The following is a 12698-nucleotide window of genomic DNA, read 5'->3' on the forward strand; positions in this document are numbered from 1 at the left end:
CGTCGTCCTGTCAAGCGGAGAGCGCCATTCGGGGGGAGGGCCCTTCGACGGAACCCCAGCCGTGCGGAGACCCGGTGTCAGGGGGTGTTCCGCCAGATCATGCTATGTGACATATTACTGTCGTGAGCATGCGACTGACCTGGGATGTCGTGGTCGTCGGGGCCGGCATGGTGGGCGCGGCGTGCGCGTGGTACGCGTCCCGGGCGGGGCTCGACGTGGTCGTGGTGGACCGCGGCCCGGTGGCCGGCGGCACGACGGGTGCCGGCGAGGGCAACCTGCTCGTCTCCGACAAGGAACCGGGGCCCGAGCTCGAACTCGCCCTGCTGTCCGGCCGGCTGTGGGCCGACCTGGCCGCCGATCTGGGCGACCGGATCGAGTACGAGGCCAAGGGCGGGCTGGTCGTGGCCGCGTCGCCCGCGGAACTGACCGCGCTGGAGCTGCTCGCGGCCGGACAACGGGCCGCCGGCGTACGGGCCGAGGCCGTCGGCGCGGACCGGCTCCCCGACCTGGAGCCGTACCTGGCACCCGGCCTGGTGGGCGCGGTGCACTACCCGCAGGACGCCCAGGTGATGCCGGCGCTGGCCGCCGCCCACCTGCTCCGGGCCTCGGGCGCCCGGCTGGCGGCCGGCCGGACCGTGACCGGGGTGCTGCGCGGCGCCGACGGCACCGTGCGCGGCGTCCGCACCGACCACGGCGACCTGCACGCCCCGGCCGTGGTGAACGCGGCCGGCACCTGGGGCGGCGAACTGGCCGCGCTCGCCGGTGTGCACCTGCCCGTGCTGCCCCGGCGCGGCTTCGTGCTGGTCACCGAACCGCTGCCGCGCCGGGTGCGGCACAAGGTGTACGCCGCCGCCTACGTGGCCGACGTGGCCAGCGGCTCGGCGGGCCTGCACACCTCGCCGGTCGTCGAGGGCACCGCGGCCGGGCCGGTCCTGATCGGTGCGAGCCGCGAACGCGTCGGTTTCGACCGGTCGTTCGCCCTTCCCGTGCTCCGGGCGCTGGCGACCGGCGCCACCCGGCTGTTCCCCTTCCTGTCCGAAGTCCGGGCCGTGCGCGGCTACCTGGGCTTCCGCCCTTACCTGCCGGACCACCTCCCCGCCATCGGCCCCGATCCCCGTGCCCCCGGCCTCTTCCACGCCTGCGGACACGAGGGCGCCGGCATCGGACTCGCCACCGGCACCGGGCAGGTGCTCGCCCAGGTCCTGAGCGGTACGTCTCCCGCGCTGGACCTGACCCCGTTCCGTCCCGAGCGTTTCGCCGAGGAGGCCGCGTGAACCCCCTGAAGCTGGTACGGGCCCGGCCGGGTCCCGCCTTCACCGTCACCTTCGACGGCCGGGAGATCGAGGCGCTGCCCGGCCAGACGGTCGCGGCGGCACTCTGGGCGTCGGGGGTCACGTCCTGGCGGTCCACCCGCGGCGCGGGACGGCCACGGGGCGTCTTCTGCGGGATCGGGATGTGCTTCGACTGCCTGGTCGTCGTCAACGACCGCCCCAACCAACGGGCTTGTCTGGCGCCGTTGCGTCCGGGCGACGTGATCCGCACCCAGCAGGGCACCGGACACGATGACTGAGCGCCGGCACCTCGCCGTGATCGGGGCGGGCCCGGCCGGTCTCGCCGCCACCCTGGCCGCCGCCCGGCACGGTCTGCGCGTCACCCTGGTCGACGCGGCACCCGAAGCGGGCGGCCAGTTCCACCGACAGCCCGCCCCCGGGCTGGGGGCGCGCCGTCCGCGGGCGCTGCACCACCGGTGGCGCACATGGCAGCGCCTGCGCGAGGGGCTCGACCGGTACCTCGCGGCCGGACACGTGACCCATCTCCGGGAGCACGACGTGTGGTTCGTGGAGCGGCGGCAGCGGGGCTTCACGGTCCACGCGCTCCTCGGCCCGGCACAGGAGCGGGCCGTCGAGGTGCGGGCGGACGCGGTACTGCTCGCCACCGGCGGCCACGAGCAGGTGCTGCCCTTCCCCGGCTGGACGCTCCCCGGGGTCGTCACGGCCGGCGGGGCGCAGGCCATGCTCAAGGGCGGCCTGGTGCTGCCCGGCCGTACCGTCGTCGTCGCCGGCACCGGGCCGCTGCTGCTGCCCGTCGCGACCGGGCTCGCGGCGGCGGGCGCCCGGGTGGCGGCATTGGTGGAGTCCGCGGACCCGCGGGCCCTGCTGCGACGGCCCGCGGTCCTGACCGCCCAGCCGGCGAAGCTCGCCGAAGCCGCCGGGTACGCGGCCGAATTGCTACGGCACCGGGTCCGCACCCTGGTCCGCGCCACCGTGGTCGAGGCACACGGAGACGAGCGGCTGACCGCCGTGACCGTCGCGGCGCTGGACACCGAGGGCCGCGTGCGGCCGGGCACCCGGCGGCGCATCGACTGCGACACCCTGGCCGTCGGGCACGGCATGCTGCCGGGCACCGATCTGGCCCAGGGCCTCGGCTGCCGCGTCGAGGGCGTCGCCGTGCACGTGGACGACGAGCAGCGCACCGACGTGCCGGGGGTGTGGGCGGCGGGCGAGGCGACCGGCGTCGGGGGCGCGGCCCTCGCCCTCGCTGAGGGCCACATCGCGGGACGGTCGGCCGCCGCACGGCTGTCGGGTGCGGTGCCCGACCCCCGCGGCTGGGCCGGGGCCGCCCGGAGCAGGGCGGGACTGCGCAGGTTCGGCGCGGCGCTGGACGAGGTCTGCGCACCGCCCGCGCACTGGGCCGAACTGGTCACGGACGACACGGTGGTGTGCCGGTGCGAGGAGGTCACCGGCGGCGCGGTCCGGCGGGCCGTGACCGAGTTGGGCGCGGCGGACGTACGGACCGTCAAGCTGCTCACGCGGGCCGGGATGGGCTGGTGCCAGGGCCGGATGTGCGGGACGGCCGTCGCCGGGCTCGCCCGGTGCCCCCGGACCGCGTCAGGCGGACCGTTCGCGCGGCCGGTACCGCTCGGCGTGCTCGCGCGGGCCGGTCAGGACGACGAACAGCAGGGCCGACAGCACGACATGAAGTGACCTGTTCCCTTTCCTTTCCATCCGAGGAGCCCGATGACCCCCACCCCGCGGACCCGCCCCTGGCGCGGTGTCCTCGTCGCCACCGCCCTCCCCTTCCGCGACGACCTCTCCGTCGACCACGAGCGGTACGCCGAGCACTGCGCCTGGCTGGTCGGCAACGGCTGCGACGGTGTCGTGCCGAACGGCTCGCTCGGCGAGTACCAGGTGCTCACCCCCGAGGAGCGCGCGCAGGTCGTGGCGACCGCCGTGGCCGCGGTCGGCGGGGCCCGGGTCGTGCCCGGAGTCGCCGCCTACGGCTCAGCCGAGGCCCGCCGCTGGGCGGAGCAGGCCCGGGACGCGGGCTGCCATGCCGTGATGCTGCTGCCGCCCAACGCCTACCGGGCCGACGAGCGTTCGGTCCTCGCGCACTACGCGGAGGTCGCGCAGGCCGGCCTGCCGGTCGTGGCGTACAACAATCCCGTCGACACCAAGGTGGACCTCGTCCCGGAGCTCCTCGCCACGTTGCACGGCGAGGGGTACATCCACGCCGTCAAGGAGTTCTCCGGTGACGTCAGGCGCGCCTGGCGGCTCGCCGAACTCGCCCCGGAACTGGACCTGCTGGTCGGCGCCGACGACGTCCTGCTGGAGCTGGCGGTGGCGGGGGCCAAGGGCTGGGTGGCCGGCTACCCCAACGCGCTGCCGGCGGCGACGGTCGAGCTGTACCGGGCGGCGGTGCGCGGGGACCTGGACACGGCCAAGCGGCTGTACGGGCAGCTGCATCCGCTGCTGCGCTGGGATTCCCGGGTCGAGTTCGTGCAGGCCATCAAGGTGTCGATGGACGTCGTCGGCCGGCACGGCGGCCCCTGCCGGCCGCCGCGGGTGCCGCTGCTGCCCAAGCAGGAGGCCGCCGTCCGCGCGGCCACCGAGAAGGCCGTGGCGGCCGGCCTTTCGTAACCCCTCGAAGCGGCCCGTAGCGTCCGCAGCGACCACCAGGAGCGTCATGCGCAGCACACTCGTCCTGCACGCCGTCGACTCGCACACCGAGGGCATGCCCACCCGCGTGATCACCGGCGGGATCGGGACCATTCCCGGCGCGACCATGAACGAGCGGCGGCTGTACTTCCGGGAACACCGCGACGACGTCAAGCAGTTGCTGATGAACGAGCCGCGCGGGCACGCGGCGATGAGCGGGGCGATCCTGCAGCCGCCCACCCGGCCGGACTGCGACTGGGGCGTGGTCTACATCGAGGTCTCCGGCTACCTGCCGATGTGCGGGCACGGCACGATCGGGGTGGCGACCGTGCTCGTGGAGACCGGGATGGTGGAGGTGGTCGAGCCGGTCACCACCATCCGGCTCGACACCCCGGCCGGTCTCGTCGTCGCGGAGGTGGCGGTGACGGACGGCGCCGCGACGAACGTCACCCTCAGGAACGTGCCGTCCTTCGCCGTCGGACTCGACCGCAGGATCACCCTCCCGGACGGGCGGACGGTGACCTACGACCTGGCCTACGGCGGGAACTTCTACGCCATCCTCCCGCTGGACGAGTTCGGCCTGCCCTTCGACCGGGCCCGCAAGGACGACATCCTGGCCGCCGGCCTGTCGCTGATGGCGGCGATCAACGCCGAGGCGGAGCCGGTGCACCCCGAGGACCCGTCGATCCGCGGCTGCCACCACGTCCACCTGACCGCCCCCGGGGCCACGGCCCGCCACTCCCGGCACGCGATGGCCATCCACCCGGGCTGGTTCGACCGTTCCCCCTGCGGCACCGGCACCAGCGCGCGCATGGCCCAGCTGCACGCGCGCGGCGAACTCCCCCTGGACACCGAGTTCGTGAACGAGTCGTTCATCGGCACCCGGTTCACCGGCCGGCTCCTCGGCACCACCGAGGTGGCCGGAATCCCCGCCGTCCTGCCCACCTTCACCGGCCGGGCCTGGATCACCGGCACCGCGCAGTACCTGCTGGACCCGACCGACCCGTTCCCGGCCGGCTTCGTACTCTGATGTCCCCCGCACCGCCACCAGGAGTTCCACCATGACCGACCGGCCCGCCAGCTCTGCCGCCCCCGCCCTGCCCTCCCTGGGCGGCCGGCGCCCCAACTACCGGGAACGGGTCGTGGACGTCCTGCGCGCCGCGCTGATCGCGGGTGAACTGCGGCCCGGCGAGGTGTACTCGGCGCCGGGCCTCGCCCCGCGGCTGGGCGTCTCGGCGACGCCGGTCCGGGAGGCCATGCTGGAGCTGGTGAAGGAGGGCATGGTCGAGATCGTCCCCAACAAGGGGTTCCGGGTCACCGCCGTCTCCGAGAAACAGCTGGACGAGTACACCCACGTCCGGTCCCTGATCGAGATCCCGACCACCGCGGGCCTGGCGGCCACCGCGGACCCCGCCGACCTGGAGGCGCTGCGCCCGGTCGCCCAGGAGATCGTCGGCTCGGCGCTGAAGGGCGACCTGATCGCCTATGTCGAGGCCGACCTGACGTTCCACCTGGGGCTGCTGGCCCTGGCGGGCAACGACCATCTGGTGGAGGTCGTACGGGACCTGCGGCGCCGCTCGCGGCTGTTCGGCCTGACGGCCCTGGTGCGGGCCGGCCGGCTGACCGCCTCCGCCGAGGAGCACCTGGAACTCCTCGACGCCCTGCTGGCCCGCGACGAGGAGGCCGTGCGCGAGGTGATGACCCGTCACCTCGGGCACGTCCGCGGGCTGTGGGCGGCCCGGCGGCCCACGGACGGCTGACCACGGGCGGCCGACCATGCCGCTGGATCAGGCGCCGGGGTGGGCGAGTTCGATGTCGTGGTCCTGAAAGTCGCGGCCGCCGACGCGCACCGTGGTGGCCTGGGGCGGGTAGCCGGTGGCGATGACCGTGTACGGGCCGGTGTCCAGGTCGGAGAAGGCGTAGGCGCCGTCGTCCCCGGTGGTGGTCGTGGCGACGACGTTGCCCGCGGCGTCGACCAGCGTGACCCGGGCGCCGCCCAGCGGCCCGACCGCTCCGCGCACCGTGCCGCACACCCGGGCGCCGGGCCGCAACTCGACCTCGATCCCGGTGAGTCCGGTCCCGGACACCTCGACCGGCAGCGCGAGCGGCCGGTGCTCGGGCGAGCTGACCGCGACGGTCGCGGCGCCCGGTGCCAGGTCGCCGATCGTGAACGCGCCGCGCCCGTCGGTCCGCTGGGTGGCGAGGACGTCGCCGCGCACGTCGGTCACGACCACCACCGCCCCGGCGACCGGCGCCCCGCCGTCCGCGGCCCGCACCTGTCCGGCCAGCCCGCCGGTGCCCGTGAGCAGCACGTCGTACGCGACCGGTTCGGCGCTCACCACCAGGGTGGCGGCCCGCGGCCGGCGGCCCTCGGCGGCGGCGATCAGGACGTACGTCCCCTCGCCGGGCGCCGCGACCCGGTAGCCGCCCTCGTGGTCCGCCACCGTACGGCCCAGCTGGTGGCCGCCGAGGGAGACGAGCGTGACGGCGGCGTGGCCGACGCCGGTTCCGTCGGCGCCGCGCACCCGACCGTGCACCGGGATGCCGTCGTCGGTGCCGGGAGTGACCTGTACGGGTACGACCGGTTCGTCGGCCGCGTCCGCCGCCGTGGTGGTGGGGCCGGCCGTGGCGACAGCCTGCCCGGCCGTCGCGGTCGCCGGGTCGGCGGCGCCCGGCCTGCGGCGCGGGATGAACGCGGCCACCAGCAGCGCCAGGACGGCCGCGCCCGAGCCGACCGCCATGACCACCTTGAAGCCGTTCTCGGAGGGCACGGAGGCACCGCCGAAGGGGGTGGTCAGGTGGGCCAGGAGCACCCCGGCGACGGCGCTCGCCGTCGAGGTGCCGATGGATCGCATCAGGGTGTTGAGGCTGTTCGCGGCGGCCGTCTCGTGCGGGTCGACGGCGCCCATGATGAGCGCGGGCATCGCGCCGTAGGCGAAGCCGATGCCCGCGCCGACGACGCACGAGACGAGCACCAGCTGCCAGACGGCGTCCATGAGCACGATGTTGAGCCCGTACCCGGCGGCGACGACGACCGCGCCGCACATCAGGGTGATCTTCGGGCCGAAGCTCTTGGAGACGAGGGCCGAGAGCGGCGCCGTCGCCATCATCACCAGGCCGGTCGGGGCCATCACCAGGCCGGCGTCGAGGAGCGACTTGCCGAGGCCGTAGCCGGTCGCCTGAGGCAACTGCAGGAGCTGGGGAAGCACCAGGGACATCGCGAACATCGAGAAGCCGAAGGCGACCGAGGCGAGGTTGGTGACCAGGACCTGACGGCGGGCGGTGGTGCGCAGGTCGACCAGGGGCTCCCCGGTGCGCAGTTCGTACCGGCCCCAGCCGAGCAGGACCACGACCGCGGCGGCGAACAGCCCGAGCGTGGTGCCGCTGCCCCAGCCCCAGTCGGCGCCCTTGGAGATGCCGAGCAGCAGACAGACCAGACCGGCCGCCATGCCGAGGGCGCCGGGCAGGTCGAACCGGCCGCCGGTGCGCACCTTGGACTCCGGCACCAGAATCAGCACGAGCAGCGCGGCGACGACCCCCAGGACGGCCGAGGTCCAGAACAGGACGTGCCAGTCGAAGTGGTCGGCGATCAGCGCGGCGGCGGGCAGGCCGAGGGCGCCGCCGACCCCGAGGGAGGCGCTCATCAACGCGGTGGCGGAGCCGAGCCGTTCGGCGGGGAGTTCGTCGCGCATGATGCTGATGCCGAGCGGGATCACCCCGGAGGCCAGACCCTGGAGGGCGCGGCCGACGATCATCGGTACCAGGGAGTCGCTCAGCGCGGCCGTGACCGATCCGGCGACCAGCATGAGGAGGCTGGTGAGCAGCATCAGCCGCTTGCCGTACATGTCGCCGAGCCGCCCCATGACGGGGGTGGCCACGGCGGCGGCGAGCAGGGTGGCGGTGACGGCCCAGGCGGCGTCGGACGGCGAGGCGTCGAGCAGTTTCGGCAGCTCGGGGACGATCGGGATCACCAAGGTCTGCATGAGCGAGACCACGATCCCGCCGAAGGCCAGCACCGCGACCACGACGTTCGTCCGCGGCGCGGCGGACTCCCCGGCCTCCACCGGCCGGGGCTGTGCAGGGGACATGGTCGAGCCTCCGTAGGGCCACTCGGTTCCGCGCGACCCTCCTGAATGTAGGTCACTTGATTGACTTACTCAAGTACAGGCCGACACCGTGGTGGGACGTGAATTCCCCAGTCCCGGCCGGGACCACGCGCCGCCCGCACCCGCGCGTCCGCGACCGCCCGGCCTCAGCTGGACTCCCGGACCACCAGCCGGCACGGCACCGTGTGCACACCCGGCTCCGGTTCGGCGTCGATGGCCTGGAGCAGCCGCAGCGCGGCGATCCGGCCGATCTCGGCCAGGTTCATGTCGACGGTGGTCAGCGGCGGACGGCAGGCGAGCGCCATGGTGTCCCAGTTGTCGTACCCCACGACGGCGATGTCCCCCGGCACATCCCTGCCGCGCTCGCGCAGGGCGTCCGCGACCCCCCGGGCGATCTGGTCGTTCCCGCAGAAGACGGCGTCCACGTCGGGCGCCGTGCGCAGCACCACGTCGGCGGCCCGCCGCCCCCAGGCCTCGCTCCACTCCCCGAAGTGCGCGCGTCCGCCGGCGAGCCGGAGACCGGACCCGGCCAGATGCGCCACGGCGTGCCGGGCGCGGTCCCGGGCGGCCTGGTGGTGCTCGGGGCCGGTGACGTGGGCGATCCAGGTCCGGCCGGTGGCGAGCAGGTGCTCCACGGCGAGATGGGCGCCGCCGCGGTCGTCGGTGACGACGGAGGTGTCCTCGGGGTCCGTCGACGGGGAGAGCGCGTAGACGACGGGGATCGCCGGGTCGATTCCGGTCAGGGGCGGCCGGGGGTCGGTACGGCGGCCGGTGACGATGACGCCGTCCACCCGCCGGTCGGTGAGGTTGCGCAGGTGGTGCCGCTCGCGGATGGCGTCGCCGCGGGTGTCGCACAGCAGCACCGAGATCTTCCCGGCGCCGAGCGCGTCCTCGGCGCCCAGCAGCACCGGGGTGCTGAAGCGGCCGATGCCGTCCGTCGTCATCAGGCCGACGGTCCAACTCCGGCCGCTGTGCAGGCTCTGCGCGTGCTGGTTGGGGCGGAACCCGAGCGCCTCCACCGCGTCCAGCACCCGCTGCCGGGTCTCCGGGCGCATCCGGCCGGCGCCGTTCAGCGCCTTGGAGGCCGTGCCCACACTGACACCGGCGAGGGCGGCGACATCGGCGAGCCTGGCCCGGCCGGTGGGCGGGGAGTCGGAAGCTGGGGTCACGGGCAAACCTTTTCCTCGGCGGTTTCTCGCTCACGCCGTCGAGGCGACGACGGCAGAGCCGCCCCACATGCTCGCAGCCGCCCACGGCAAGCGCCAGTCCTTCACGGCCATGCGAAAAACCTCTGCCGGGCGTCTTGACCCCTCTCTCCGACTGCCCTGTACTTCTCGGCGAGAAAACGGTTGCGCAAGGTGGTCCGGCGCCGCACCAAGTCCCATGCACCGGACGTCGTTCGGCATGTCGAACGCACCCACGCCCCGGCCCAGTCCCTCCCGACCTCGGAGAGCCATGCCCCGCACCCCCACTGCCCCGTCCTCCCCCACCGGCCCGATCCGTCTGACGCAGGACGCCCGCACCGCGCTGCGCCCGGCGGCCGCCGTCATCGACGGCGGCTTCTGGCACGACCGGCGCGCGGTCAACGCCCGGGTCTCCCTTCCCCAGGGCCCGGACCTGCTGGAGTCCGCGGGAAACCTGCACAACCTGCGGCTGGCGGCGGGCTTGGCCGAGGGCGAGTTCCAGGGCGCGTACCCGTTCGTCGACACCGACGTCTACAAGTGGCTGGAGGCGGCCGCCTGGCAGCTCGCCCAGGGCGCCGACGAACCGCTGCCGGCCGACGTCGAACGGATCATCGCCCTGGTGGCCGCGGCCCAGCAGCCCGACGGGTACCTCAACACCTGGTTCCAGCTGGTCAAGGGCGGGGTGCGGTACGAGGACCTGCGCTGGGGCCACGAGCTGTACTGCGCGGGCCACCTGATCCAGGCGGCCGTGGCGCACCACCGCGCCACCGGCCGCCCGGAACTCCTCGACGTGGCGCGGCGGTTCGCCGACCACATCGACTCGGTGTTCGGACTCCCCGGCAGCGGCAGGCCCATCGACGGCGTCGACGGCCACCCGGAGGTGGAGACCGCCCTGGTGGAGCTGTACCGGGAGACCGGCGAGCGCCGCTACCTGGACCTGGCCGGCTACTTCGTGGACCGGCACGGCCACGGACTGCTCGGCGGCGCGGCCTACTGCCAGGACCGCGTCCCGCTGCGCGAGGCGACGAACGTCGAGGGTCACGCCGTACGGCAGTTGTACCTGCTGGCGGCTGCCGCGGACCTGGCGGCGGAGACCGGCGACGACGAACTTCGTTCGGCCGGGGAGCGGTTGTGGCAGGCCATGACGGCCACCAAGACGCACCTCACCGGCGGTCTGGGCGCCCACCACGACCAGGAGGACTTCGGCGACCCCTACGAACTCCCCAACGAGCGCGCCTACTGCGAGACCTGTGCGGCGATCGCCTCGGTGCAGTGGAGCTGGCGGCTGGCCCTGCTCACCGGCGAGGCCCGCTACTCCGACCTGATCGAGCGCACCCTCTTCAACGGCTTCCTCGCCGGGGTCTCGCTGGACGGCGAGCGTTGGCTGTACGTCAACCCGCTCCAGGTCCGTGACGGCCACACCGACACCGGAGGCGACCAGTCGGCCCGCCGCACCCGCTGGTTCCGCTGCGCCTGCTGCCCGCCCAACGTGATGCGGCTGCTGGCGAGCCTGGAGCACTATCTGGCGTCCGGTGACGAACAGGGCCTGCAAGTACACCAGTTCGTCACCGGGACGTACGCGACCGGACAGCTCCGGGTACGCGCCGAGACCGACTACCCCTGGCACGGCACGGTCGCGTTCACCGTCGAGGAGACCCCCGCCGACGGCCCCTGGACGCTGTCGCTGCGCATCCCGCAGTGGTGCCGCGAGTTCCGGGTGCGCTGCGGCTCCGACTCCTACGACCAGTTCGACGCCCCGCTCGCGAACGGCTGGTTGCGGCTCACCCGCGACTGGACGCCGGGTGACCGGGTCGTCCTCGAACTCGGTCTCGAACCCCGGCTCACCGCCGCCGACCCGCGCGTGGACGCGGTGCGCGGCTGTGTGGCGATCGAGCGCGGGCCGCTGGTGCACTGCCTGGAGCAGGCCGACCACCCCGGCGGCGGACTGGACGACATCGTTCTCGACCCCTCCCGTCCGCTCGCCGTCAAGCACCGCCCGGACCTGCTCGGTGGTGTCACCACCGTGGTCGCCGCGGGCCGCCGGCGCCGTGTCCCGGACCGCGGCTGGTGGCCGTACGCCGCCGTGACCGACACCGAGCCCGAGAGCGACGGCGAGCCGGTCGAGTTGACCGCGGTCCCGTACCACGTGTGGGCCAACCGCGAGGACGGCAGCATGCGCGTCTGGCTCCCCACCTCCTGAGACACCCCGTCCTACGACAACGAGGTCACCCCGTGATACCCACCCGCCGTACCCTCCTGGCCGTCACCGTGGCCGCCCTGCTCCCCCTCACCGCCTGTGGTGGCGGTTCCGGCTCCTCGGGATCGTCGTCCTCGGCCGGTGGCACGTACACCTTCTGGGACCCGTACCCGCAATTCGACGCCTCCTCGGACTGGGGCAAGCGGGTCGCCGCGTGCGGCACCGCGGCCGGGGTGAAGCTCAAGCGGACCGCGTACGACACCACCGACCTGGGCAACAAGGCACTCCTGGCGGCGCAGCAGGGCAACGCTCCGGACGTGATGCTGGTCGACAACCCGGTCGTCTCCACCCTGGTGGAGGCCGGGATCCTCACCAAGACCAGTGATCTCGGACTCGACACCGCGTCGATCCAGAAGAACATCATCGGTGCCGGCACCATCGACGGCGCCTCCTACGGCGTCCCGATCGGCGCCAACACCCTCGCCCTCTACTACAACAAGAAGGTGCTCTCCGCCGCCGGTGTCGACCCGGCCTCGGTCAAGGACTGGGCGTCGCTGACGGCCGCGCTGAAGAAGGTCAAGGCGGCCGGGAAGAAGGGGATCACCTTCTCCGCCATCAACACGGAGGAGGGCAGCTTCCAGTTCCTGCCCTGGTTCTGGGGCGCGGGCGGCGATCTGACGAAGCTCGACTCCGCCCAGGGGGTGGCGGCGCTGACGCTGTGGAAGCAGTGGGTGGACGCGGGGTACGCCCCCAAGGACGTGCTCCAGAACACCCAGACCACCAGCTGGCAGGAGTTCGCCACCGGGGACTACGCCTTCAGCGAGAACGGCACCTGGCAGCTCGGCAACGCCGACAAGGCCGGATTCCCGTACGGCGTCGTCAACATCCCCGGTCAGAACGGCGGTTCGGCGCCGGTGCCGACGGGCGGCGAGTTCGTCACCGTACCCGTGCAGAAGGACACCTCGCGCCACGACGTCAGCAAGAAGATCGTCACCTGTCTCACCAGCCCCACCAACCTGCTGGCCACCGACACCACGCTCATGTACGTGGCACCCACCGCCGCCGTACAGGCCGAACAGGTCGCGAAGAACGTCGAGTTGAAGCCGTGGGTGGCGGCGGTCGGGGCGGCCCGGGGCCGGACCAGCGGCGGTCTGGGCACCAAGTACCCGACGATCTCGCAGCCGATGTGGACCGCCGTACAGGCGGCGCTGTCCGGCAGCAAGAGCCCACAGGACGCCCTGGCCACGGCCCAGTCGAGCGCGCGGAAGGGCTAGGA

Annotated in this window: 10 protein-coding genes; 8 read left to right on the plus strand and 2 right to left on the minus strand. The window is 73.8% G+C overall.

The features are described 5' to 3' along the window. Positions 1-122 precede the first annotated feature (122 nt). From AB0958_RS16395 to AB0958_RS16420, 6 genes are read left to right on the plus strand one after another with little or no spacing between them, the layout of a single operon-like run. On the plus strand, positions 123-1274 hold the full coding sequence (locus AB0958_RS16395) for an FAD-binding oxidoreductase (protein ID WP_366891113.1): 1152 nt from the start codon (positions 123-125) through the stop codon (positions 1272-1274). Further along, a complete protein-coding gene (locus AB0958_RS16400) occupies positions 1271-1570 on the plus strand; it encodes a (2Fe-2S)-binding protein (RefSeq protein ID WP_366891114.1) in 300 nt (99 codons plus the stop codon). Before AB0958_RS16395 ends, AB0958_RS16400 begins: the two co-directional genes overlap by 4 nt. Continuing rightward, complete coding sequence (locus AB0958_RS16405; RefSeq protein ID WP_366891115.1) at positions 1563-2984, plus strand: FAD-dependent oxidoreductase; 1422 nt, start codon at positions 1563-1565, stop codon at positions 2982-2984. Before AB0958_RS16400 ends, AB0958_RS16405 begins: the two co-directional genes overlap by 8 nt. Positions 2985-3017: 33 nt before the next feature. Beyond that, positions 3018-3917, plus strand: a complete 900-nt coding sequence (locus AB0958_RS16410; protein ID WP_366891116.1) for a dihydrodipicolinate synthase family protein — start codon at positions 3018-3020, stop codon at positions 3915-3917. 46 nt (positions 3918-3963) lie between these two features. Beyond that, positions 3964-4965, plus strand: coding sequence for a proline racemase family protein (locus tag AB0958_RS16415; RefSeq protein ID WP_366891117.1), 1002 nt, complete (start codon positions 3964-3966; stop codon positions 4963-4965). A 31-nt stretch (positions 4966-4996) separates the two neighbouring features. Next, positions 4997-5695 carry a GntR family transcriptional regulator gene (locus tag AB0958_RS16420; RefSeq protein WP_366891118.1) on the plus strand — a complete coding sequence of 233 codons (699 nt, stop codon included), beginning with the start codon at positions 4997-4999 and terminating at the stop codon, positions 5693-5695. A gap of 27 nt (positions 5696-5722) precedes the next feature. Here AB0958_RS16420 and AB0958_RS16425 read toward each other — a convergent pair whose 3' ends face one another. Both AB0958_RS16425 and AB0958_RS16430 read right to left on the minus strand, forming a co-directional pair. Further along, positions 5723-8023: an MFS transporter gene (locus AB0958_RS16425; protein WP_366891119.1), complete on the minus strand. Its 2301-nt coding sequence runs from the start codon at positions 8021-8023 to the stop codon at positions 5723-5725. A gap of 164 nt (positions 8024-8187) precedes the next feature. Then, positions 8188-9210, minus strand: a complete 1023-nt coding sequence (locus AB0958_RS16430) for a LacI family DNA-binding transcriptional regulator (protein ID WP_366891120.1) — start codon at positions 9208-9210, stop codon at positions 8188-8190. A 286-nt stretch (positions 9211-9496) separates the two neighbouring features. On the opposite strand from AB0958_RS16430, the gene AB0958_RS16435 reads away from it, so the two are divergent. Further along, complete coding sequence (locus AB0958_RS16435; RefSeq protein WP_366891121.1) at positions 9497-11425, plus strand: beta-L-arabinofuranosidase domain-containing protein; 1929 nt, start codon at positions 9497-9499, stop codon at positions 11423-11425. Positions 11426-11457: 32 nt separating this feature from the next. Beyond that, positions 11458-12696, plus strand: a complete 1239-nt coding sequence (locus AB0958_RS16440; RefSeq protein WP_366891122.1) for an extracellular solute-binding protein — start codon at positions 11458-11460, stop codon at positions 12694-12696. Positions 12697-12698 lie beyond the last annotated feature (2 nt).

The organism is Streptomyces sp. NPDC006655 (assembly GCF_040703965.1).
Taxonomy (GTDB): Bacteria; Actinomycetota; Actinomycetes; order Streptomycetales; family Streptomycetaceae; genus Streptomyces.